Source organism: Rhizobium sp. NFR03 (assembly GCF_900111275.1).
In the GTDB taxonomy this organism is placed as follows: Bacteria; Pseudomonadota; Alphaproteobacteria; order Rhizobiales; family Rhizobiaceae; genus Ferranicluibacter.
Map to the genome: position 1 here is coordinate 1 of NZ_FOGR01000012.1, position 21,564 is coordinate 21,564.

General features: G+C 59.3%; 24 protein-coding genes and 2 pseudogenes. 11 read left to right on the forward strand and 15 right to left on the reverse strand.

The features are described 5' to 3' along the window. Positions 1-564: cupin domain-containing protein (locus tag BSG19_RS23255; RefSeq protein WP_139274813.1), on the reverse strand; the 564-nt coding region annotated here is incomplete at its 3' end. Positions 565-663: 99 nt separating this feature from the next. Here BSG19_RS23255 and BSG19_RS23260 point away from each other — a divergent pair. Next, positions 664-1,422, forward strand: coding sequence for an SDR family oxidoreductase (locus BSG19_RS23260; RefSeq protein ID WP_092990404.1), 759 nt, complete (start codon positions 664-666; stop codon positions 1,420-1,422). Positions 1,423-1,461: 39 nt separating this feature from the next. Beyond that, a complete protein-coding gene (locus BSG19_RS23265) occupies positions 1,462-2,406 on the forward strand; it encodes an alpha/beta hydrolase family protein (protein WP_092990405.1) in 945 nt (314 codons plus the stop codon). A 213-nt stretch (positions 2,407-2,619) separates the two neighbouring features. Here the strand turns inward: BSG19_RS23265 and BSG19_RS23270 are convergent, their stop codons facing one another. From BSG19_RS23270 to BSG19_RS23280, 3 genes are all read right to left on the reverse strand, one after another. Beyond that, complete coding sequence (locus BSG19_RS23270) at positions 2,620-3,684, reverse strand: MBL fold metallo-hydrolase (RefSeq protein ID WP_244529399.1); 1,065 nt, start codon at positions 3,682-3,684, stop codon at positions 2,620-2,622. Between the two features lie 225 nt (positions 3,685-3,909). Further along, positions 3,910-4,830 carry an NADP-dependent oxidoreductase gene (locus BSG19_RS23275; RefSeq protein WP_092990406.1) on the reverse strand — a complete coding sequence of 307 codons (921 nt, stop codon included), beginning with the start codon at positions 4,828-4,830 and terminating at the stop codon, positions 3,910-3,912. 9 nt (positions 4,831-4,839) lie between these two features. Continuing rightward, the gene (locus BSG19_RS23280) at positions 4,840-5,283 is read right to left on the reverse strand and encodes an ester cyclase (protein WP_092990407.1); all 444 of its coding nucleotides are present in this window, start codon (positions 5,281-5,283) and stop codon (positions 4,840-4,842) included. Positions 5,284-5,372: 89 nt separating this feature from the next. Here BSG19_RS23280 and BSG19_RS23285 point away from each other — a divergent pair, with 89 nt between their 5' ends. Beyond that, positions 5,373-6,287: a LysR family transcriptional regulator gene (locus tag BSG19_RS23285; RefSeq protein ID WP_092990408.1), complete on the forward strand. Its 915-nt coding sequence runs from the start codon at positions 5,373-5,375 to the stop codon at positions 6,285-6,287. Positions 6,288-6,336: 49 nt separating this feature from the next. On the opposite strand, the gene BSG19_RS23290 is transcribed toward BSG19_RS23285, so the two are convergent. From BSG19_RS23290 to BSG19_RS23310, 5 genes are all read right to left on the reverse strand, one after another. Then, positions 6,337-6,729, reverse strand: a complete 393-nt coding sequence (locus tag BSG19_RS23290; RefSeq protein WP_244529400.1) for an ester cyclase — start codon at positions 6,727-6,729, stop codon at positions 6,337-6,339. A gap of 150 nt (positions 6,730-6,879) precedes the next feature. Next, positions 6,880-7,779 carry an SDR family oxidoreductase gene (locus BSG19_RS23295; protein ID WP_092990410.1) on the reverse strand — a complete coding sequence of 300 codons (900 nt, stop codon included), beginning with the start codon at positions 7,777-7,779 and terminating at the stop codon, positions 6,880-6,882. A gap of 11 nt (positions 7,780-7,790) precedes the next feature. After that, entirely contained in the window at positions 7,791-8,519 is a 729-nt protein-coding gene (locus BSG19_RS23300) for an SDR family oxidoreductase (RefSeq protein ID WP_092990411.1), read from the reverse strand. A gap of 446 nt (positions 8,520-8,965) precedes the next feature. After that, a complete protein-coding gene (locus BSG19_RS23305) occupies positions 8,966-9,580 on the reverse strand; it encodes a LysE family translocator (RefSeq protein WP_092990412.1) in 615 nt (204 codons plus the stop codon). Further along, complete coding sequence (locus BSG19_RS23310; RefSeq protein WP_092990413.1) at positions 9,577-9,984, reverse strand: DUF2000 family protein; 408 nt, start codon at positions 9,982-9,984, stop codon at positions 9,577-9,579. The genes BSG19_RS23305 and BSG19_RS23310 overlap by 4 nt, the downstream gene beginning before the upstream one ends. 94 nt (positions 9,985-10,078) lie before the next feature. Here BSG19_RS23310 and BSG19_RS23315 point away from each other — a divergent pair, with 94 nt between their 5' ends. Both BSG19_RS23315 and BSG19_RS23320 read left to right on the forward strand, forming a co-directional pair. Then, positions 10,079-10,579 carry an Lrp/AsnC family transcriptional regulator gene (locus tag BSG19_RS23315; RefSeq protein ID WP_092990414.1) on the forward strand — a complete coding sequence of 167 codons (501 nt, stop codon included), beginning with the start codon at positions 10,079-10,081 and terminating at the stop codon, positions 10,577-10,579. A gap of 470 nt (positions 10,580-11,049) precedes the next feature. Further along, a pseudogene (locus BSG19_RS23320) lies at positions 11,050-11,358 on the forward strand (DUF736 domain-containing protein). A 46-nt stretch (positions 11,359-11,404) separates the two neighbouring features. On the opposite strand, the gene BSG19_RS23325 reads toward BSG19_RS23320, so the two are convergent. The 3 genes and pseudogenes from BSG19_RS23325 to BSG19_RS26480 all read right to left on the reverse strand — a co-directional run. After that, a complete protein-coding gene (locus tag BSG19_RS23325) occupies positions 11,405-11,683 on the reverse strand; it encodes an HU family DNA-binding protein (RefSeq protein WP_092990461.1) in 279 nt (92 codons plus the stop codon). 81 nt (positions 11,684-11,764) lie between these two features. Further along, positions 11,765-12,031, reverse strand: a complete 267-nt coding sequence (locus BSG19_RS23330; protein WP_092990415.1) for a WGR domain-containing protein — start codon at positions 12,029-12,031, stop codon at positions 11,765-11,767. Positions 12,032-12,126: 95 nt separating this feature from the next. Beyond that, a pseudogene (locus BSG19_RS26480) lies at positions 12,127-12,464 on the reverse strand (thermonuclease family protein); the annotation flags it as partial. On the opposite strand from BSG19_RS26480, the gene BSG19_RS26210 reads away from it, so the two are divergent. Next, entirely contained in the window at positions 12,373-12,570 is a 198-nt protein-coding gene (locus BSG19_RS26210) for a hypothetical protein (protein WP_170866086.1), read from the forward strand. The pseudogene BSG19_RS26480 and the gene BSG19_RS26210 sit on opposite strands and share 92 nt — an antisense overlap. Here the strand turns inward: BSG19_RS26210 and traG are convergent. The 3 genes from traG to traC are packed head-to-tail and all read right to left on the reverse strand — an operon-like array spanning position 12,560 to position 15,036. Next, complete coding sequence (gene traG / locus BSG19_RS23340) at positions 12,560-14,533, reverse strand: Ti-type conjugative transfer system protein TraG (RefSeq protein ID WP_244529401.1); 1,974 nt, start codon at positions 14,531-14,533, stop codon at positions 12,560-12,562. The two genes, BSG19_RS26210 and traG, sit on opposite strands and share 11 nt — an antisense overlap. Next, positions 14,520-14,735 carry a type IV conjugative transfer system coupling protein TraD gene (locus tag BSG19_RS23345; protein ID WP_170866087.1) on the reverse strand — a complete coding sequence of 72 codons (216 nt, stop codon included), beginning with the start codon at positions 14,733-14,735 and terminating at the stop codon, positions 14,520-14,522. Before BSG19_RS23345 ends, traG begins: the two co-directional genes overlap by 14 nt. Positions 14,736-14,739: 4 nt before the next feature. Then, the gene (gene traC, locus BSG19_RS23350) at positions 14,740-15,036 is read right to left on the reverse strand and encodes a conjugal transfer protein TraC (RefSeq protein WP_092990417.1); all 297 of its coding nucleotides are present in this window, start codon (positions 15,034-15,036) and stop codon (positions 14,740-14,742) included. Positions 15,037-15,291: 255 nt separating this feature from the next. Here traC and traA point away from each other — a divergent pair, with 255 nt between their 5' ends. From traA to BSG19_RS23375, 5 genes are all read left to right on the forward strand, one after another. Continuing rightward, positions 15,292-18,594, forward strand: a complete 3,303-nt coding sequence (gene traA, locus BSG19_RS23355) for a Ti-type conjugative transfer relaxase TraA (RefSeq protein ID WP_092990418.1) — start codon at positions 15,292-15,294, stop codon at positions 18,592-18,594. Then, positions 18,591-19,121: a conjugative transfer signal peptidase TraF gene (gene traF / locus BSG19_RS23360; RefSeq protein WP_092990419.1), complete on the forward strand. Its 531-nt coding sequence runs from the start codon at positions 18,591-18,593 to the stop codon at positions 19,119-19,121. The genes traA and traF overlap by 4 nt, the downstream gene beginning before the upstream one ends. Next, complete coding sequence (locus BSG19_RS23365; protein WP_244529402.1) at positions 19,111-20,310, forward strand: conjugal transfer protein TraB; 1,200 nt, start codon at positions 19,111-19,113, stop codon at positions 20,308-20,310. Before traF ends, BSG19_RS23365 begins: the two co-directional genes overlap by 11 nt. Beyond that, a complete protein-coding gene (locus tag BSG19_RS23370) occupies positions 20,307-20,933 on the forward strand; it encodes a TraH family protein (protein ID WP_092990421.1) in 627 nt (208 codons plus the stop codon). The genes BSG19_RS23365 and BSG19_RS23370 overlap by 4 nt, the downstream gene beginning before the upstream one ends. Positions 20,934-21,245: 312 nt before the next feature. After that, on the forward strand, positions 21,246-21,554 hold the full coding sequence (locus tag BSG19_RS23375) for a transcriptional repressor TraM (RefSeq protein WP_092990422.1): 309 nt from the start codon (positions 21,246-21,248) through the stop codon (positions 21,552-21,554). The last annotated feature ends 10 nt before the right edge of the window (positions 21,555-21,564 follow it).

The window sequence follows — 21,564 nt, forward strand, 5'->3', positions numbered from 1 at the left end:
CAGGCCCGGCGGCGCCTTGGCACTTGCGGCCGATCGTAGGGCATCGATAAACAGAACCTCCAGCAGCCGGTGAAGCACCATCTCGCGCGCGACCCGGTCAGCCCGCGTCTCCTCGTTGATCATGCGGACCAGAGCCATCAGTCGATCTTCACCGTGAACATGGATGACTTCTGGCAGCAGCGACACGAGAAGAGCCCTGTCATCCGAGCCGAAAGCACAATGCCCGACCAGGGCCTTGATCTCTGCCGGTGCTTCGGGGTCGCCCAAGCGAAAGACACCGGGGCTGGTCTCCAGACGTTGGGCAAGTGCGCCGCGTGGCGGCGGCTCCATGCTGCTCATCGTGAAGGAGAAGATCTTCGGGACCAGGACGAAGTCACCCTCACCGAGCACCATTGGGTCACGACCGGCAATCGTCATCAGGCAGTGGCCTTCGACGACAGCGCAGTAGAAGGGACTCCCGAGCTCCGTGCGCTCAACCAGCCACCGACCGCCGCCCGTGACCAGCTTTGAGATCGACGGGCTTGGTTTCAGCAATGATACGACTTCGGCAACCGGATCGGTCATGTTTTTCGGACTCCTGCTAAACAGTACCGGACCTACGCATATAGCAAGTCCGGGTGACCAGGTCCATCTTCAGCCTAGTTAAATGTCAGGAGACGGAAGATGCCAAAGATCCTCATCACCGGTTGCTCGTCCGGTTTCGGCCTCGCCATCGCTCAGAAATTCGTCGACGCGGAGTGGGACGTGGTCGCGACCATGCGCACGCCGCGCTACGACCTTCTTCCCTCGAACAACCGGCTTGAAATCCTGGCGCTTGATATCACGAGCGCCGACAGCATCGCGAAGGCGGTCGAGGCCGCCGGCACCATCGATGCACTGGTCAACAATGCCGGCGTCGGCATGCTCAATGTACTCGAAGGCTCGGAGATGACGAAGATCCGCGAACTGTTCGAGACGAACGTCTTCGGCGCGATGGCGATGACCAAGGCCGTGCTTCCGCAGATGCGTGACCGTCGCTCAGGCGTCATCGTTAACGTCAGCTCTACTGTGACGCTGAGGCCGCTGCCAGCACTTTCGGTCTACAGCGCCAGCAAGGCGGCCCTTAACGCATTCACGGAAAGCCTCGCGCTCGAAGCGGCGCTGTTTGGCATCCGCGCCAAACTTGTTTTGCCTGGCTCCGCGCCGACGACTGGCTTCGGCAAGAATGCCGTCTCGCGCATGGGCATGGAAATTCCCGAGCCGTACACCGCCTTCGTCGACGACTACATGACGAAGCTGCGTTCGGGCACCGAGGTCACGACTGCGGATGCGGTCGCAGAAGCCGTCTGGCGGTCTGTGACAGAGATCGATGCACCGATGAAGATCCCCGCCGGCGCCGACGCGGAAACCTCGTTCCACGAAGCGGGGCATCTGCTCGCCTGAACCTCACCATCCGAAATCCACCTTCGAAGGTCCAGACTCATGAACAATTTGATCAATCTCGCCAAGCATATTCCGACGCCTGAAGCCACTCTCACCGTGGCCTACACGCCGATCCGTCTTTCGATGCGGGGCCGCCAGCCGCTGGAGCTGCGTGTGACTGCGCCCGCAACCGGCGAAAAGCTGCCGGTCGTGCTGCTGTCGCATGGCTACGGTCCATCCAACTATATACCGTCTAAAGACGGCTACGCTCCCCTTGTCCAGTTCTGGGCGGAGAGAGGGTTCGTCGTCATCCAGCCGACGCATGCGAGTTCGCGGGTTGGCGGCCTCCCGTCGGATGCACCCGGCGCGCCCTTTTTCTGGCGCGAACGTGTCGAGGAGATGAAGGCGATCCTTGACCAGTTGGCTGAAATTGAACGGCAGGCGCCGGCCGTTGCTGGGCGGATGAATCATTCACGCATCGGCGCAGTGGGCCATTCCTTCGGCGGCCACACCGTCGGGCTACTGCTCGGCGCGCAGCTGGATGGCGAAGATTTCTCTGATCCTCGCATCTCGGCGGGCGTACTTTTGACAACGCCGGGACGCGGCGGCAAGGACATGACGCCTGAAAGTGCTGCCCGCTTTCCGTTCTTCAATGTCGACTTCTCGAAGCTGACGACACGCTGCCTGGTCGTTTGCGGCGACATGGACAATCCGCATTTTACAACTCGCGGGCCGGATTGGCATGCGGACGCGTTCCACGATGCGCCGGGCGCGGACGCGCTTTTGACGCTGCATGGGGTAGGACACGGCCTTGGCGGTATCGCGGCGCTTGACGCGAAGGAAACCGAGACCGAGGCACCTGATATTCTCGAGGTGACAAAACGCATGACTCTGGCTTGGCTTCGCACAAACCTGGGAGTGGATGATGCGGCATGGTCTAATGCAAGTCATGCCCTTGAGGACGGAGCGGCCCCGCTTGCTACGGTCACGCGTAGCAAGCTCTAGCTTTTGGTCAATTGGATGGCCACTTGGCCTCCCTTGAGACTGGCCGGTGATTGTGCTGAGAAACTAGCTTGCCCGCGGCCCCGACGACACGGCGTGTCGGGGCATTACGGCCGGTGTATCAACTAACCCGGCTCTTGCAGGTACTGTATGCTGGAATACTGAAAGTGCATGGAACGATGCCGGTATCGTGACGAATTGCGGAACAGGAATGCTCTAGGTCTCTTGCAGAAAATAGCGGACTGCGGGTTCGATAAACTCACTATTTTCCCACGTGGGATATTCGGCTCGGATGTGTTCTATCAAATGCCGATCGACGTTAGTTGCCAACCCGATCGATTGGCGAACGTTTCCAAAATATGCCAACACTTCCGCCAAGATCTCGGGCCCACCTATGCTGCCATGTCCCGGCACGACCAGATTTGGTTGCAACTTCAACATGTCTCCAAGTGCTATCTCCCATTGGGAGATGTTCATGTCTTGCGCGGTAATCATGGGCGGAAAGAGTGGCACGATCGGGAACATGCGCTCCTCAGCCAGGTCTCCTGTGAAGACTATGCGCTCATCAGGAAGGAAGACAATCTGGTCGCCCGGTGTATGAGCTTTTCCCCATGTCCGAAATTCTACCGTCCGGCCCCCGAGATCCAGTGTGGTATGGTCCTGATCGTATGTCTGGTCAGGCGGTGTGAGCACAATGTTGTCGAGCAGGTACCTGTGGTTGGGGGGCAGGATGTTGGTTCTGAAGCCGTCAAGAAGCTTCTGGCCCGCTCGGCCAAGATATTCCTTTTGCAAGGCGTTATAGTAGATGCGGCCGTTGTTCTTGAAGACCTGCGCTCCGAAACCATGCTCAGGATGGGCATGTGTGACGGTGAGCACGACTTGCCGCCCGGGCGCAAGTCGTCTGGCGAGTGCCAGGACGCTTTCAGCGCTATCTATCCCGAGACCGCAATCGACGATGAGAACGGTATCTCGGCCAACTATGATACCTATATTGGGTACCAACGGAACCCGTTTGTCCAAAAGGATAAAAACGCCCGATGCCACTTCCACGGGGAAGCGTGCGTCGACCACCGGCAGAGGGCGTTTCGGAAGCGGCAACGCTGCTGCGGATTCCTGGCCTGTCGCAACCTCGCTTGAGGCTCCGAAAGCAATCGCACCCAACGCAGTAAGTTGCAGCATCTGGCGGCGCTGAAAATGAGTGTTCGAAGACATTGCCCTGTAAGTCATGAATTCATCCTTCGAATTGATGGTCGTGCTGTCAACTATGAGCGTGGCGCTCATCCTTCCCATCCCGAAAGCGCTGATTGAAGCAAAGACGATTCTATCGATTTTCAGCATGTAGCCGTATGGATCAGCCAGACTTCAACTGTGGCTGATGCTGGGGATCGCTGGTTTCGATTCCAAACCATCGACTACGATCGAACGTGGTTCACTGATCGAGGAAGCTTATGTTGGATCAACAAGCCGGAAGAGGTATCGCCCGGCTCGTTGTCACCGAAAGAAGGATCAGAAAGTCACGATGATCTTGCCACGCGCCCTGCCAGAGGCCTGGCGCTCGAAGGCTTCTGCGAACGAGGCGATTGGGAAGACACTATCTATCAGGACCGAGTGACCCTTTTCGCGCATCGCCTTAGCCAGATTTGAAAGCCGGCCGGCGTTCGACGTGTGGAACACGAAGCCGCCTTCAACCTTGTGGGCTGTTGCGAAAGCCTGATCGGGCGGAGACACCGTCGACACGAGCTTGCCGGCACTGCGTAAGACATTGAAGGAGCGCTGCTGTGTGTCACCCCCGACCGTATCCAGAACAACATCAACGTCCGAGATGTTTTCGGTGAAATCCTCGGATCGATAATCGATGACTTGATCAGCACCCAGTTCACGCGCGATCTCCACACCATTTCCTGACGCGGTCGCGATAACGCGCGCGCCAAAACTTCTGGCGAACTGGATGGCAAAGCTACCCACCCCCCCGGAACCTGCATGCACAAGTACGGTCTGGCCGGCCTTTACATCCGCCATCTCTACGAGCGCCTGCCAGGCTGTCCCTGCAGCGGTTGGCAATCCGGATGCGCTGTTGAAGTTCATATCTTGCGGAACAATCACCAGCTGATCCTCCGGCACAATGGCGTATTCCGCAAAAGCGCCCCCCTTGGTGGGATCAAGTCGTGCCATGACCCGATCGCCGATGCGCCAGCGCGAAGTCAGTGAGCCGACTTTCTCGACTGTGCCGGCTAAGTCCGTGCCCATCATCGACGGAAAGGTGAGAGGGAAATAAGCATGGACTTCACCGCGCTGCAGCTTGACGTCGAGCGGGTTGAGGGCTGCTGCTGCAATGAGCACGAGCACCTCACCATCTTTCGGTTCCGGCATGGCTACGTCTGTAAGAACAGGGTTTTGGCCGTAGTCTGAGAGAATGATCTGTCGCATTTTCAACTCCTAGTTCTTGACCGGCCAGACACCCATCTGGGCAAACCAACCCATCCAGTCCTCCATGTGCCAGGTGTGGGTGATCCGGCCGTTGTCGAAGGCATGGAACTCATGGATTGGAAGCGAGAATTGGCGCCCAGTCGGGGCGACCCCGAACCAATCTGCGACATGTCGTCCGGTGATGACGGCGCGGACGGCGGCCTTGTCCGGTCCGCCAATCACATCGACGATCTCGATCTTGATGTCAGCGAACGCTGCGGAGAATGCGGCGATCATCGGCTTGAACCCATCACGCCCCGCCGCTTGCCCCGGTGCGAGTGGAATGTCTTGCCATTCCGGAACGACGCTTTCGTCCAGAAGATCGGGGTTTCCTTCGAACGACTTGTAGAACGTACGAAGCGTCTGGAGGTCGGTGGCGCTTATTCCGCTGTAGGATGGCTGTTCGTTTCTCATGGCGAACTCCGTTGGTTGGCGATAAGCAACAGTACGCTCGGCCATTTCATCGTTGAAATCGATATCAGATATGCGGTAATATCCACCACATGGATTTACATGGCATCGATCTGAACTTGCTTGTCGCGTTCGACGCTCTCATGACCGAGCGGAGCGTGACGCGTGCAGGGGTGCGGATCGGGCGTACACAGCCGGCCATGAGTGCTGCGCTCTCTCGTCTTCGTGCACTCTTGCAGGACGAGTTGTTTATCCGTGGCCCGGACGGGCTGCAGCCGACGCCGCGCGCGCTCGATCTTGCCGAACCTCTTGGTCACGCGCTTGCGGAGATCCAAAGAACCCTGGAGTTCACGCAGGTGTTCGACCCCTCGAAGTCGACGGTCACATTCTCGATCGGTTTGTCAGAACACGCAGCGTTCGTTGTCCTGCCAAAACTGCTTGCCGTCTTGCGCGCCCAAGCATCGAGTATCGTTTTGCGGATCCGCAACTTCGATCACCGCGACGCGGTCCTCTCGCTTCTGGATTCTGGGGAGGCAGATTTAACTGTCGGTGTTCCGCACACCCCGGCCGGTCGTATCATGAGCGAACGTCTATTCGAGGAGAGTTTCATTTGCGTCATTCGCAAAGATCATCCGCAAGCCGACGCAGACCTAACGCTCGACGCTTTTCTCCAGATGTCGCATCTTCTGGTTTCTCCGGAAAACGAACGGTTCGGGATGGTCGATGCCGCGCTTGGGAAGATGGGGCTACGACGGCGCCTTGCGCTGACCCTGCCGCAGATGTACGCAGCTCCTCCGCTCGTTGCGTCCTCAGACTTGATCGCGACGCTGATGAAGGGCGTCGTTGACGCTTCCGGGTATCGCGAACAGCTTCACGTGCTGAAGCCGCCATTGGAACTTGGCACTGCCAAGTTCGATATGGCATGGCATAGGCGCAACGACGTTCACCCCGCGCAGCGCTGGCTGCGTAAGGTGATCGCGTCGCTCTTTGAAAAGGCCGCGTCATAAGCTTTTGACTACCGGAACGGTTAGACGGCTTTCGCGAATGTAGCTTGTCTTATTCCTGGCTGAGGAGTTGCCGTGCCGCGCGCGCCCAGTCTTCGACGTGATATGTCCGATATACTCTGCCGTCTTGAACTTCGTGGACATCGATCGTCATGATCCGGAAGGCGCGACCCGACTGGGTGACGCCGAGAAACTCGCCGACAGGCGTACCCTGAGCTTCGCTGCGCACAACGATCCTGTTTCCCATCGTGAGAACATCGCGGATCTCGAACCTGAAGTCTGGTACCTTGGCGATCCGGGCACTCCATCTTGCGATCGTCGCCTCGCGGTCATCGCAGGCATCGGTAGAACCGCAATTCTGCCAGTCCTTGGTCGTGCCAGCTTCGACATGAACGCGCACGTCTGCGGGGGACGCTGCGGTGAGTGCATTGTAGATGGGTCGCACGATCTCGATTGCCCGGTCGACGGATAAGCTTTGTTGTGTAGCAGGCGAAGGCGCGGCCAACGCAATAGCTAGGCCGGCGGTTTGTAGGATGTCGCTCATCGATGCATGCCTTTGGCAAAAGTTGGACCTTCTTTCGGTTGCATGTTCAAGCTATGGACGCTTCGGCTTCAGGAGGTCTGCTATCCCAAGTCCTTCGAAAAACGAGAGCTGCCTGGCGCCGATCAAGGCTTCGATCTCGTCTGTTCCTTTGGCCTGTGGATCGATCGAAACCCTGAACGGTTTCGCTCCGAACGGGAGGTCGAGGACATCCTTCACCGCCGTGCCGATGGATTCGACGGTCAAACCGAGGCCTTTGTCGGCATCCAGTGCCTCAAGCGCCGTCCCGAGGCCGCGAAGTCGATCGGGAAGAACACCGTATTGGCTGACGACGGCAAGGTTTTCCGGTCTGTGCGCGTCCGCGAAATGTTCCGTCCCAGTCGTGAATGCGCCGGGCACAACAATGACACTCTCAATGCCAAAGGGTGCAGCTTCGAAGCTCATTGCTTCAGCCAGAGCCTCGCCCGCTGCCTTGCTGGCGATGTAGGGTCCGATGAAAGGCTCATGGATGCGCGAGGTCGTGCTCCCAATGTAGACCAGAACACCTTCTTTCTGCCGGCGCATGATCGGTAGCGCTGCCCGGTTCACCCGAAGCCAGGAGATTGCGTTGGTGTCTAAAATCCTCGCCATCTGCGCAGGCGTGAAGGCTTCGGCAATGCCGACCATCAGCATCCCTGCGTTGTTGACGACCACGTCAAGACGGCCGTTCTCCAAAAGCACCTGATCGAACGCTGCTCTTATGCTGCCCTCCGACAGGACATCGAGTTCAAGCGCGCGCAGATCAACCTGCTTCTCTGCCGCAAACCGCGACAGGTCCTCGAACCGGTCCTTGTTTCGCTCCTCAAGAGATCGCATCGAGGCGTAGACAGTGTGGCCCGCGATGGCGAGCGCCTCGGCGACGGCGCGACCGATACCGGATCCGGCGCCTGTGACGACGATGACTTTCTGACCCATCGTATCCCTCCTCAAGCCAGGCCGCCGTTGGCGCGCACGACCTGGCCGTTGATCCATCCTGCGGCGTCGGACAGAAGAAAAGCGACGACTTCGGCTATGTCCCGTGGCTGACCGAGACGTTTGAATGGTGCCGCTTGAGCCATGCGGTCGATCTCAGCCTGGCTTTTGCCTGTAACGAACAACTCGGTTTCGACCGGGCCCGGAGCAACGGCATTGACGGTAATCCGTCGCACTCCAAGCTCCTTGGCAACGACACGTGTGAGCGCCTCGATGGCGGCTTTCGTCGCGTTGTAAATGCCGTAGGTTGGGGGATTGAGCGCGAGCGTTGTGCTGGACATGCTGACGATCCGTCCGCCATCGACGAGGCGTCGCGAAGCTTCGCGGATAGCGTTGATTGTGCCGCGGAGATTGGTATCAAGTTGTTCGGTAAGCGCCGCGTCGTCCAAATCCTTGAGCAATGACGGCCTGATGATCCCCGCACTGTTGACGAGCGCGTTCACGTTGCCATAAGCGCCTTCCGCTTGATCGAAGAGTTCTTTGATGTCGGAAGCCGATGAAACATTGGCGCGAACCGCGTTGGCACGCCCGCCGCGCCCGACAATCTCTGCGACAACTGATGCTGCTTCGTCATGATTGTTGGCGTAATTGACGACAACGTTCCAACCGTGCGCTGCAAGGAGCAGTGCGGTGGCGCGACCAATACCGCGCGATCCGCCCGTGACGATAACTGTTTTCTGCATATGACATGCCTCCTTTAGGCTTTCGATCAGCCATTTTACGGAGCTGTCGGCCTGAGATGGAAATCGACTTACGGTATGCGTGATTATCCACCCCGTTGATGATGGTTTCGGCGATCCATACGAAAGTCGTCGTTTGGGTATCTCTCGTGACCGAGGTATCAAGGCAAAATGGACATGACGGTTTGTGGCCGGACCGCGTTTAACGATCCGGCCATGACGCTTCAGTTGAAAATTATGTTGATGGCCCGCAGCGTGCTATCGAAGCGATCTTCTGCTTCGGCGGCGTCGATGCCTTCCTTAAGGATGTCTGTTGGCATCGAGGGCTGCTAAACAAGCGCCATGACCCGATAGTCAAAGGACACTTCGTCTCGCAGATGAGACGATAAACCTGCAGGTTTTGTCATTTGAGCGGCCGGAGGCATTCGCTCCGGATGTCGGAGAAGAGCCTACGCGTGGCCCAAGATCCCAACCCAGGCAGAAGCAAGCAGAGCCGCGCCCAGCAGAAGATTGAATGCTCTTGCAACCGTGCCGGACTGCACGGCTGGCCCGACCCTCGATCCGAGGGTTGCCCAAATGCCAAGGCACGGGATCGAAATCATCAGGAAGATGCAGGACAGAAGCGCATACCGCTGAAGGTCGGCATTCACACCGGCAAAGACGCTGACAACGGCGACCGCCATCCCCCATGTCTTCGGGTTCACCGCTTGCAGGGCCGCAGCAGTCAGTCCGCTCGTCGGCCTGTGCGGTTCGGAGCGCAGGGGTCCGTTCTCCTGTCTGGCGATCTGCCAGGCCAGATAGCTCATCCACAGGGCTCCAGCCCAGCTCATAGCCGTCTGAATGTTGGGATGTTCGGACAGCCATCCGCCGATGCCGAAACCAACAAACATGACCAAAGTTGCCGATCCCACACATGAGCCAAGAACGATGGGAAGCGTCGCTACAAAGCCGTAGCGGGCACTGTTGCCTAGAACCAGAAGATTGGAGGGACCGGGTGTAATCGATGCGACGAAGGCGAAGGTCACGAAGGGCATGAGTTGGTTGATGGTGGTGTGCGCAATCATGGGTGCAGCTTTGCTCCCTTGGTCGCCTTGTCAACGATCTTTTTCGGGCCGCAGATCGCGATCCCGACCAGATCGGGGGCATCCACTGGTTCAGCCTTGAAGACCTCGCGGTTGGCCGCATCATGTCCCGTCCCGAACATCGCACGGACATAAGCAGCCGTGATTAATCCGTTTTCACCGGAGATGCGATGGGCGCGCCTGAGTTCGTTCGCGCCGGCTGCGAAAATCAACATCGGCTGCTCCAGAAGGCGTGCGAACTGTCGTCCAGACGCGTCTTCGTATGGCTCGCCCATGGCTTCGGGGACTGCGGAAGAAATGCCGGTCGCTAGGAACGCGGTGACGTTCAGCTTCTGCCAGGTTGCGAGATCGTCCTGCACGAGAATGGCAACCTTTGTATCAAACATGCTTTATCCTCTGCTTCATACGCGGTACGCTTAATGAAATTCGACAAAATATTCATAACTCTGAATTTCATTCAGCAAAGAGGGTTTCGGCAGTATGGGTGAAGATACGAACCACGTTCGGCCGCGTCTGGCACCCCAAGCCCGTTTGGACGACAGAGACCGAACGCTGTTAGGTATGCTTGCTGAAGATTCATCACGCAGTTACGCCGATCTTGGAAAGTTGCTGCATCTTTCACCTCCTGCCGTGCATGAACGGGTAAAGCGTCTTCGGCAGGAGGGCGTCATCAAGGGAAATGTCGCTCTCCTCGACGGATCGAAGCTCGGGCGACCACTCCTGACCTTCGTGCATGTCGATACGACAAGTTGGGCAGTCACGCGGCATCTGCTGGCGCTCAAGGAATTGCCGGAAGTGGAGGAGATCCATACCGTGACAGGTGAAAGCGCCATGCTCCTTAAGGTAAGAACGCGCGACACCCAGGCGCTGGAAGATCTTCTCGAGCGAATCCACTCTATCGAAGGATTTAAAGGGACCCGCAGCTACATCGCCTTGTCGACATATCTTGAACGTGGCCCCAGTCCCGTATCAACTGAGTAAGTTCGGTTTGTTTACCAAGGTGTCGTTCCGTTGGGCTAAACGAAGGCGCCACTCTGCACTCCTAACACCGCGTAAGAACGCGAAGCTTCGCTCCTTCTTCCGGCGTCATTGCGCCGTAACCGGTCAGGTCTGTCTTGACGAAGCCGGGGCTAACCTTGAGCCCGCGCAGATGACGCCATAGTCGAATCCCTTGATCTGGTAAGCTGGCACGTCCACTGCGGTCTCGCTGGGGCATGTCTGACCAAAGACCGCCTCACGGTGCTCGGCTCGATTGGTATCCGCAACGGCCGGATCGTTTTCTTCCCCTGTGCGCTCAAGCGCCCATTCCTCGCGATAGCCAAGAAAGCCTCTCCCTGGCCGTCCTCCACTCCGTTTCGGTCCGTTGGATGCGGGCCGATCGTCTCCGGTCCTATCGACTGCCATCGAGGCCGCGATGGACGCGGCCCGAACAACCGAAAAGGAATAAGACAATGGCTACCATCGGCTCTTTCACCGCTTCCGGCAACGGCTTCACCGGCACCATCTAGACCCTCAATCTAAACGTCAAGGCGACCATCAGCACCGTCGAGCGCACGTCCGACAAAGGCCCCGACTACCGCATCCTGGCAGGTGCGACGGAGTTCGGCGCAGCCTGGAAGAAAACCTCGAACGAAGGCCGCGACTACCTTTCGGTCAAGCTCGACGACCCGAGCTTCCCCGCTCCGATCTACGCAACGCTGATCGAGGTCGAAGGCGAGGAAGGCCTCTCCTTCATCTGGTCCCGATCAAACCGGGACTGATCCGGAGATGCCCCGCCCGACAGGGCGGGGCTCTTCCTGTGAATGATCACTTGTTCAGTGCATCCTTGAGCGCCTTGGCCGGCGCGAAGGTCAGCTTGTTGGAAGCGGCGATCTTCATGGCTTCGCCCGTTGCTGGATTGCGGCCCTCGCGTTCAGGCGACGCCTTCACTTTGAACTTCCCAAAACCAGGGATGGACGTTTCCGCGCCGGAGCTTGCTGCATCGGTGATCGCCTGGAAAACGGCTTCGACGATGGCCTTGCCCTGAGCCTTGGTCAGGCTGTTATCGGCGGCGATCTTGTCAGCGATTTCGTTGGTAGTGGTCATGAAAATTTTCTCGAACTTGAACAATGCAAAATCCGTGTCAGCTTCTTGTCCCGTTGTCATCGGCGACGATCACGGCTTGGGTTAGATCCGGGGGATGTCCACAACTCGTTTCGGCTTGTAGCCTCGCCTGCGTTTTTCCCGAAGGACATCGAGGAACAGGCTGACAGCCTCGCTTTCGTTGTCAAAGAGATGAACCATCTGCTGCCCACGTGTTCCGATCCGTCCCCACGCGCGTACAACCGATACCTCGCCGAACAAGGTTGGCTGAACGGCAAGGGCGTAGAAGCGCGCCATGTTCTTTTCAGGTGCGATACGTTCGACGTAGAGGTGGTAGGGCTGCGCTATCATAGGGACATGATCCCGTGATCGGAATCCGACGTCCAATGAGAGTTTTGAATCGCAACGTGCTCACCGATTCACGGCGTTGATCTGTCGGCGCCGTTTCAATTACACCAACTCCGACGTGATCCGTCCCACTTCCGCGCCAGGCCTTCGGCAATGAGGATTTCGCCGACAGATCGATTGCCGCGAAAAACGACCCTGAGTTCCGGCCAAAGCGATCCTCGTCTCTCGCTGTGCTCTTCAAGAAGATTGGACCCGAGTTGAGGATGTCGAGAAGACGCTGTTTTGCAGCCATGCCGCGTCGGCGTTCACGTTCGCATCTCGGAGGGCTCAGCTCTGGAGTGTCGATGTCGGCAATTCTGATCTTCACGCCTCGAAGCCAGAAGGTATCACCATCCACGACGCAGGTGATCCTCTGCCCGCTTTCACAAATCGAGAATTGCTCATTCGGTGTCTTTGGTTGCCGCGCTAACCCCGCGTTTGAAAAGCCGCATAACATCATGATGGCGAAGCTGGCAACGGTCGGCGATGCTCTCAATCCTTAATCTCCTCAATGTATATCACGCCCATGTCACTGGCCTTGGGCTGTTTGATGGCCGGACTGTGGAACCGGTTCTCTCCAACACAGGCCTTCATCTCCGCCCGTCTAAACCAGACGGCGCGCCCGCATCGAAGCGGAGCATTTCCCGACGTGAAGACGATCTGCTCGTCACTGCGCATGCGCAACACTTCATGCGGCAGGATCAGCGGCCGGCGGCTGAGCTGCTTCGATCGCGATCGTGACGACCCTTTCATTCCGGAAGATCTGTTTGTCTGGTCGACCTCGACGGTGGTGTCGCCGCAGCGCTTCGAGATGTAGTCAGCCGTATCGGGATCGTTGATGGCTGCGAACGAAATCCACGATGCGGATTCGAACCATTTGCTGGTCGCATCGCGGCCGCCATAGGCCTCGCGCATCTGGCCGAGCGACTGAAAGATCATCGTCAGCGTGATGCCGTATTTGCGGCCGGCGTCGCGGGCGGTTTCGAGAATGCGCAGATAGCCGAGACGTGCCACCTCGTCGAGGAGAAAGAGGGTGCGATCCTTCACGTTGCCGTTGCGGTTATAGATGGCATTGAGCAGCGAACCGATCACCACACGCGCCAGCCCTGGATGGGCTTCCAGCACCTTGAGATCGAGCGCGATGAAGATGTCCGTCTCGCCGTTTGCGAGATCGTCGGTCGAGAAACTGTCGCCGGATACCAGGCCGGCATAGTTCGGGTAGGACAGCCAGTGTGTTTCCTTGACGGCATTGGCATAGACACCGGAAAATGTCTCCGGCGTCATGTTGACGAAGACGGCGACATTCTCCTTCACAAAATTCGAACCCGACTGTTCGTAGATCTTCGTCAGGCGTGCCCGAAGCTGCGGCTCTGGTTCGGAGAGATTGGCCCGGACTCGGCGCAAAGTCTGATCTTTCTCGTCGGTGTGGCCGGACAGGCAAACGTCGGCGATCAGTGCGGTCAGAAGCTGCATGGCCGAGGCCCTGAAGAAGTCCTCGCGGGCGGACGCCGTGCGCGCATTGTCGGTCATGATCCACGTGGCGACGGCGACGATGTCCTCTTCCTTGGTATTGCCGTGACGGCCGATCCAGTCGAGCGCATTGAAGCCGACACCAGACGCGGCGGGATCGAGCACGATCACCTTGCGGCCGGCCTGACGCCGGTGCTCGATCACCATCGGCGCGACCTCGCTCGACGGATCCAGCACCACGAGGCCGCCGCCCCATTTGAGCGCGGTTGGGATCGTCACCGAGGTCGTCTTGAATCCACCGGATCCGGCAAAGACGATGCCATGCGATGATCCGAAGGAACCATCAAAGCAGAGCAGCGGTGACTTGCCTCCCGCTCCCCAGCTTTGTTGATCATCAGCGCGAAACGGCAACGCGGCAACACTGTCGCGATCGACGCGATAACGTTCGCCGATGACGATACCGCCGGCTTCGGGAAATAGCTTTGCAGCTTCGGGCTGTTTCATCCAGTCGGCCTCGCCGTGGACAGCGCGTTTGCCGCCGATCCGCTTCGGGGCTGCCATTGCGAAGGCGGTATTCCCCTTGATCGCGACCCGCAAGGCAAAGACGCTTCCGATGAAGGCGACGGCCGAGCCGAGCATGGTTGCAGGGTCGGCGTAGGCGAGAACCGATTGACCGGCCGGGACGTCGCTGGCAATAGCGGCCAGTCTAACGGCCTCCCGTGTCATAGCAATGATAATGACCACAGCATTTCCAGCCAGCACGCTTAGACCGGCGGCCTTGATATTCGCCGAACCATGGATGGCGAACAGCGCAACAACGCCGATCGCGGCGGCGCCCACATAGGGCAGGGCGAGCCCCGCGCGGCCCAGTGTCAGCTTCGTCGGCGCTGATGTTCCGAGTGCCGCCAGCCGATGTTCCATGCCTGACGTCAGGATCATGGCTGCGACCATAATTGCCGCGGGCAGGATTGCCAGAAGCAGCCTATTCGCCGTCATCGCTGAAGGCCTCCGCGCCGATTGCCATCAGTCGAGCCTTCTCCATCTCGTCGCCCTTGATCCGCCTGTTGGCGTCGATCAGCAGGCCGAGCAACAGAGCACGCTTCTCGTAGCGCAGTCCGGCTTTAACGATCAGGCCGCCGAGCTCGATTTTTTCGCGCGTGTCCTTTTTGCGCGCCTCTGCCGTCGCTGATTTTGCCATCCGCTCAAACCTCACCAGCCCCGCCCGCATCCGCGCCAGGCGACTGCGCCGTGAACGGCTCACCGCCGCTTCCGCTCTCGCCGGTATTCTTTCTCCCGGTCGCAATGCCTTTGCCTCCGCGAAACCGTTTGGCGACGTCCTCGAAGGCAGCCTGAAGCTCTGCCTCGTCAATCTCGATTTCTCCGAGACCGGCCTTCAGTGCGATGCGGCCGATGCGTTCGGCCTCACGGGTCTCGGCCTGCTTCAGCTGATCCTGCAATCTTGCGATCTCTTCCCTGATCCGCGACGACGGTTTCTTCATTCCGGTTGCTCCTTTTTAAGTCTGGGCGTTGCACTTGCGACGCCCAGACTCTCCCGGATGTGCCTGAATTGAAATCTGCAGATCTGCAGATCGCCAAGGGCGATGCTTTTGTGAATGATCCCGCCGTTCCGAAGGAGCGGTTCCAAGGGCGCAATTATACGTCGCTGATGCGACGTGCTGCTCACGGCCCTGGCTGGGCCGTTGGGTGTCGCTCGTTCCTGACGAAGAAGGTTCGCAGTCAGGAGCTTGTCACCGGTGGCCATCGCCCATTTCTCAGCCAGCATTGTCAGCCGCGGCGACGGCCGCAGTGCCGTCCTGTCTGCGGCCTACCGGCACTGCGCTAAAATGGAATACGAGCGGGAGGCCCGCACCATCGACTATACCCGCAAGCAGGGCCTGCTGCATGAAGAGTTCGTCCTTCCCGCCGATGCCCCGAAATGGGCACGCGCAATGATCGCCGATCGGTCGGTGTCGGGAGCGGTCGAAGCCTTCTGGAACAGGGTCGAGGCGTTCGAGAAACGCTCCGATGCCCAGCTCGCCCGGGACCTGACCATCGCTCTTCCGCTGGAACTGACGCCGGAGCAGAATATCGCTTTGGTGCGTGACTTCGTGGAAAGACACATCCTCGCCAAGGGCATGGTTGCCGATTGGGTCTACCACGACAATCCGGGCAATCCGCACATCCATCTGATGACGACATTGCGCCCGCTGACCGAAGATGGTTTCGGGGCAAAGAAGGTCGCGGTGACAGGAGAAGACGGCCAACCACTTCGCACCAAAGCCGGTAAGATCGCCTACGAGCTTTGGGCCGGCTCCACCGATGATTTCAACAAGCTACGGGATGGTTGGTTCGAGCGCCAGAACCATCACCTGGCGCTGGGCGGTATTGATCTTCGCATCGATGGCGGCTCCTACGAGAAGCAGGGCATCGCGCTCGAACCGACTATCCATCTCGGCGTCGGCGCCAAGGCGATCGAGCGCAAGGCGGAAGTGAGGGGTGTGCGTCCTGAGCTCGAGCGGATCGAGTTGAACGAGCAGCGGCGTAGTGAGAATGCCCGCCGCATTCGCCGAAATCCCGGCATCGTGCTTGAACTGATCACGCGTGAGAGAAGCGTCTTCGATGAACGCGACGTCGCCAAGGTGCTGCTTCGCTATATCGACGATCCCGGCATTTTCCAGCAGATCTTGGCACGCATACTCCAGAATCCGGAAACCCTGCGTCTGCAGCGCGACACGATCGAGTTCGCGAGCGGACAAAAATTGCCGGCGCGATACACCACCCGGGAGCTGATCCGGCTTGAAGCGGAGATGGCCCGACGTTCGCTCTGGCTGTCCAAGCGGGAAACGCAAGGTGTCTCCTCGACGGTGCTGGCGGCGACCTTCGCGCGACACGCCCGGCTGTCGGATGAGCAGCGAGCTGCTATCGAGCACGTCGCCGGTTCCGCGCGCATCGCGGCCGTTGTCGGGCGTGCTGGTGCCGGCAAGACCACGATGATGAAGGCGGCACGCGAAGCCTGGGAACTCGGCGGATATCGCGTCGTCGGTGGAGCGCTTGCCGGAAAGGCGGCAGAGGGTCTTTCGAGCGAAGCAGGGATCCAGAGCCGCACGCTGGCATCCTGGGAACTGCGCTGGAAGAAGGACCGCGACACGCTCGATGCCAAAACAGTATTCGTCATGGACGAGGCCGGCATGGTCGCATCAAGGCAGATGGCCGGCTTCGTGGAGGCGGTGGTCAAGTCCGGCGCCAAGCTCGTGCTTATCGGTGATCCCGAGCAGCTCCAGCCGATCGAAGCGGGCGCCGCGTTTCGCGCCATTGCCGATCGTGTCGGTTACGCCGAACTCGAAACCATCTATCGCCAGCGTGATAACTGGATGCGCAAGGCCTCGCTCGATCTGGCGCGTGGCCGCGTCGGCGAAGCGCTCGCTGCCTATCGTTCAGAGGGCAGGGTGCTTGGCTCGGAACTGAAGGCTCAGGCTGTCGAACACCTGATCGCTGACTGGAACCGTGATTACGATCCTGCAAAGTCTATGTTGATGCTGGCGCACCTGCGCCGCGACGTCCGCCTGCTCAATGTCTTGGCGCGTGAAAAGCTTGTCGAGCGCGGCATCCTCAGTGAAGGCCATGGCTTTAGGACTGCAGATGGCGTCCGGCATTTCGACGCCGGTGACCAGATCGTCTTCCTGAAAAACGAAGGTTCGCTTGGCGTCAAGAACGGCATGATCGGCCGTGTCGTCGAGGCAGCGCCGAACCGGATATCCGTCGTGGTCGGCGAGGGTGATAAGCGACGTCAGGTTACAATCGAGCAACGCTTCTACAACAATCTCGATCACGGCTACGCCACGACGATCCATAAGAGCCAGGGTGCGACGGTCGATCGCGTGAAGGTGCTGGCAAGCCTCTCGCTCGATCGCCATCTCACCTATGTCGCGATGACGCGCCACCGCGAGGATCTGGCGCTCTATTATGGCCGGCGTTCCTTCGCCAAGGCAGGCGGTTTGACAGAAATCCTGTCGCGCAGGAATGCGAAAGAGACCACGCTCGATTACGAGCGCGGTGGCCTCTACCGCCCGGCACTCGCGTTTGCCGAAAACCGCGGCCTGCACATTGTCCACGTCGCGCGAAACCTGCTGCGCGACCGGCTCGACTGGACGCTGCGCCAGAGTTCAAAACTTGCCGATCTCACCGCCCGTCTTCGAGCAGCCGGCGAACGGCTTGGCCTGCTGCAAACCCTGAAATCACATACGAACAAGGAGACCCGCCCGATGGTGTCAGGCGTAAAACTGTTCCCCGTACCACTGAGCGATGCCGTTGATCAGAAGGTTGCGGATGATCCCGCTGTGAAGAAGCAATGGGAGGAAGTCTCGACGCGCTTCCGCTATGTGTTCGCCGATCCCGAGACCGCCTTCCGGGCCATGAACTTCGACGCGGTCCTCGCCGACAAACAGGTGGCAATGCAGACACTCGACAAGCTTGCGGTCGAGCCCGCGTCGATCGGACCGCTCAAGGGAAAGACCAGTATTCTCGCCAGCAAGTCTGACCGAGAGGCCCGCCGCGTCGCGGAGGTCAACGCTCCAGCACTGAAACGCGACATCGAAACCTACCTCCGAATCCGCGAGGTCGCCGTACAGCGGATCGAGGCTGAGGAGAAGACGCTACGCCAGCGCGTCTCGATTGATATCCCGGCGCTGTCGCCAGCGGCGCAAAGCGTGTTGGAACGGGTGCGCGACGCGATCGACCGCAACGATCTCCCTGCCGCGATGGCTTGCGCGCTCAGCAATCGCGAAACCAAAGCCGAGATCGACGGTTTTGGCAAGGCGGTGGCCGAGCGATTCGGAGAGCGGACCCTGCTCACCAACACAGCGCACAGGCCTCAAAGTCAGCTCTTCGATAAGCTCTCAGAGGGGCTGGCACCCCAAGAGAAGGAGCGGCTGAAAGAAGCCTGGCCGGTGATGCGGACGGCTCAGCAGCTGTCGGCTCATGAGCGCACGGTTGAAACGCTGAAGCAGGTGGAGGACTTGAAGCTCGCTCAGCGTCAGACACCGGTGATCAAGCAATGAGCGGGCGCGGGGCGATCGTCTTCGTTGCCACTGCCGGGAGCCTCGTGGTGGCTCTTGCGGGGATCGGGCTTATCGGTGGCATCAGGCTGAACCTGACGCCGAGCGAACCACTTGGTATCTGGCGCATCGAGCAGATAAGCAGAGCTCCAAGTGTTGGCGATCTCGTGTTCATCTGCCCTCCGCCCACGCCGCAATTCGAAGAGGCCTGGCAGCGCGGCTATGTTCGGCAAGGACTGTGTACCGGCGGTTTCGCGCCGCTTATCAAGACCATTGCAGCGCTTCCCGGCCAGCGCGTCGCCATTGGCGACACCGTCGCGATCGACGGCACCGTGCTCGACGCGTCTCTCATCCGCGAGAACGACGGACAGGGCCGTTCAATCATCCCCTATTCCGGAGGCATCGTGCCGCCGGGACATCTGTTTCTTCACTCATCCTTTGCGAGCTCCTATGACTCCCGATATTTTGGACCGATCCCGATCTCTGGGCTCCTCGGCCTTGCCACGCCGATCCTCACCTTTGATCCCTGACCGCTTGCGCGGACCGATCCTGATCGGGCTATCGATCGCGGTGGGCGCGGTGGCCTGGAGCGGAAACATCACGACCATCCCGGTCGCAGTGTTCTTTCCATTGCTTTGGGCCAAGTCGCCGTCACGCGTGATCGCGGCTGCCGTCTCAGCGGGCTACTTTCTCGCCGCGTCCCGCGGCTTGCCGCAGGGCGTCGCGAACTTCTACGCCGCCGATCTCTGGCCAGGCCTCATGTTATGGGTGATGGCGTCGTCAAGCTTTACCCTGGTGCACGCCCTCCTCTGGACAAGGCAACCGGGAGGGGTGCGGGCGGTGCGGTATGTGGTGGCCATGGTGCTGATGGCTCTGCCGCCATTCGGCGTCGTCGGCTGGGCGCATCCACTGACGGCGGCTGGCATCCTCTTCCCGGGTTGGGGATGGTGTGGTCTTGGAGCGACCGCGATCCTGTTGGTCGTCATGACCGGTCGACGGTGGCAAATCGCGATCGCAGTCCTACTGGGACTATACGCCTGGTCTGCCACGGACTGGACGCAGCCAAAGGTACCAGACAGCTGGAAAGGGGTCGACCTTGCGCTCGGGCAAAATCTCGGTCGAGACGGCGCCCTCCGTTATCATCGTGACTTGATTGCAACCGTTCTTGCGGAGGGCGAAGAGGCCCGTCTCGTGGTTTTGCCTGAGAGCGCGCTTGGCTTCTGGACACCGACCGTTGCACGAGTCTGGCAGCGTGGTTTGCTGGGATCCGGCATCACCGTGATCGCAGGTGCGGCGGTCATCGCTGCTGCAGGCTACGACAATGTCATGGTGGCCATCTCAGCCACTGAGGCCCGTATTCTTTACCGGGAGCGCATGCCGGTCCCTGTTTCTATGTGGCAGCCGTGGCGGGCCTGGATGGGTAAGGGCGGCGGCGCGCGGGCTTACTTTTTTGCCAATCCGGTCGTTGACGTCTCGGGCATGCGGATCGCACCGCTGATCTGCTACGAGCAGCTCATCCTCTGGCCGATCCTGCAGTCGATGCTTCAATCCCCGGATATCATCGTGGCGACCGGCAATAGCTGGTGGACCTCTGGTACCTCGATCATTGCCATCCAGCAGGCGAGCGCTGTCGCATGGTCGCGGCTGTTCGGCGTTCCGATCGTCATGGCTTTCAATCAGAACAGCTTTCATTCAGATATTCGGGGAATGACAAAATGATTGACGCGGCCCTTATTCAACAATGCGCCGACAGAGCTTTGAAGTCTGAGATCGTCGAGATGTTTATCGATCGGGCAGGGTCGCAGGATCCGCTGGCCATTACCGTGCGTTCTGGAAACCGTATCGTGCTCGTTCCGAAACCCACGACGTCGGACGAGGCCCTCGCACTGATCCGGGACAACCTCGGCCGCAATACCGTGCGTGTTGGTATCACGCAATATCCTGCCGGGCTCGGCATTATCGGGGCGGGGCAGCTAAAGCCCGATCTCGTCGACACCTGTGAAAACATTCGTATGGGTACCGCACTGTTCGCTAGGGTCTATCGGATCGTCACCAAGTGGTATGGTAGCCCAACGGCGAAAGATGTTCTGCCGCAGGTCTTCGATGACGCGATCATCGCCTGGCAGACCGGGTATTTCGAGGGAGTGGCGGTGTTCCGGGCAGAGGATCCGGGTGATGTAAAGCTCACTGAGCCTCAGCCGGTCCGGCGCGATGGCGCCGAGACACAAGCTGGCCTTCTTGAAAGCGGAACCAAACCCGATGCGCCCGCAGACGCTGTGGCACCCGATGCGAACAAGGCAGGGATTCGGATCGATCTGTCTGGGATTGGAGGCAGACCATGATCAGATGTTTCTGCAGATCTGCAAAACGTTTGTTTATCCATCGCTCTAGCGAAAACAATATCAGCCCTTTATAAGGGCGGCAGGGCAGTACGCGCTGCCCGGGGGTGTGGAAACCCCTGCTTAGCGGTTGGTGCCGGCCGGAACGGCGCCAGAATCCTCTGACCATTTGGCCGGGGGCCTGTGACGTATGTCCAGGCATCTCGGTGTTAAAGGTCACAGGACTGTCTAAGCACAGTTTCCAACCCCCGGCTTGGGATCAGGGATTAGCGTTTGCGGGGGCGGACCGCGGGCAAACCTTGGGGTGGAACAGGCATGTCATCAGAGAATGAAACAGTGACGGACACATGCGAACTTCGCCCGGTTGTAGGGCTGACGCGCGGGCTTTCCGCGGCGGACCTTGAAACTTTGACGGTCGACGCGATCCGCACCCATAGGCAACTCGTCGGGAAGGCGGATCAGTTGTTCCAGGCCCTGCCCGACGACTATAAAACTGGAGCGATTGCCGGCGGCGCCCAGCATCTGGTCTACATCGAGGCGATGATCGCAATGCACGCGCAGATGATCGCGCTCAACACGCTGCTCGATATTCTGGGCTATATACCGAAGGTCCCAGTCAACTAAACTTGGTTTT

Bases quoted from the DNA above. Each gene is read 5' to 3' on its own strand.
- BSG19_RS23285 (WP_092990408.1), top strand. From the start codon at position 5,373: ATGGATTTACATGGCATCGATCTGAACTTGCTTGTCGCGTTCGACGCT.
- BSG19_RS23310 (WP_092990413.1), bottom strand. From the start codon at position 9,984: ATGTTTGATACAAAGGTTGCCATTCTCGTGCAGGACGATCTCGCAACC.
- BSG19_RS23305 (WP_092990412.1), bottom strand. From the start codon at position 9,580: ATGATTGCGCACACCACCATCAACCAACTCATGCCCTTCGTGACCTTC.
- BSG19_RS23345 (WP_170866087.1), bottom strand. From the start codon at position 14,735: ATGGCAAAATCAGCGACGGCAGAGGCGCGCAAAAAGGACACGCGCGAA.
- BSG19_RS23270 (WP_244529399.1), bottom strand. From the start codon at position 3,684: ATGAGCGCCACGCTCATAGTTGACAGCACGACCATCAATTCGAAGGAT.
- BSG19_RS23295 (WP_092990410.1), bottom strand. From the start codon at position 7,779: ATGGGTCAGAAAGTCATCGTCGTCACAGGCGCCGGATCCGGTATCGGT.
- BSG19_RS23325 (WP_092990461.1), bottom strand. From the start codon at position 11,683: ATGACCACTACCAACGAAATCGCTGACAAGATCGCCGCCGATAACAGC.
- BSG19_RS23275 (WP_092990406.1), bottom strand. From the start codon at position 4,830: ATGCGACAGATCATTCTCTCAGACTACGGCCAAAACCCTGTTCTTACA.
- BSG19_RS23280 (WP_092990407.1), bottom strand. From the start codon at position 5,283: ATGAGAAACGAACAGCCATCCTACAGCGGAATAAGCGCCACCGACCTC.
- BSG19_RS23370 (WP_092990421.1), top strand. From the start codon at position 20,307: ATGATTGACGCGGCCCTTATTCAACAATGCGCCGACAGAGCTTTGAAG.
- traC (WP_092990417.1), bottom strand. From the start codon at position 15,036: ATGAAGAAACCGTCGTCGCGGATCAGGGAAGAGATCGCAAGATTGCAG.
- BSG19_RS23260 (WP_092990404.1), top strand. From the start codon at position 664: ATGCCAAAGATCCTCATCACCGGTTGCTCGTCCGGTTTCGGCCTCGCC.
- BSG19_RS23265 (WP_092990405.1), top strand. From the start codon at position 1,462: ATGAACAATTTGATCAATCTCGCCAAGCATATTCCGACGCCTGAAGCC.
- BSG19_RS26210 (WP_170866086.1), top strand. From the start codon at position 12,373: ATGTCGGCAATTCTGATCTTCACGCCTCGAAGCCAGAAGGTATCACCA.
- traF (WP_092990419.1), top strand. From the start codon at position 18,591: ATGAGCGGGCGCGGGGCGATCGTCTTCGTTGCCACTGCCGGGAGCCTC.
- BSG19_RS23375 (WP_092990422.1), top strand. From the start codon at position 21,246: ATGTCATCAGAGAATGAAACAGTGACGGACACATGCGAACTTCGCCCG.
- BSG19_RS23330 (WP_092990415.1), bottom strand. From the start codon at position 12,031: ATGATAGCGCAGCCCTACCACCTCTACGTCGAACGTATCGCACCTGAA.
- BSG19_RS23300 (WP_092990411.1), bottom strand. From the start codon at position 8,519: ATGCAGAAAACAGTTATCGTCACGGGCGGATCGCGCGGTATTGGTCGC.
- traG (WP_244529401.1), bottom strand. From the start codon at position 14,533: ATGACGGCGAATAGGCTGCTTCTGGCAATCCTGCCCGCGGCAATTATG.
- BSG19_RS23315 (WP_092990414.1), top strand. From the start codon at position 10,079: ATGGGTGAAGATACGAACCACGTTCGGCCGCGTCTGGCACCCCAAGCC.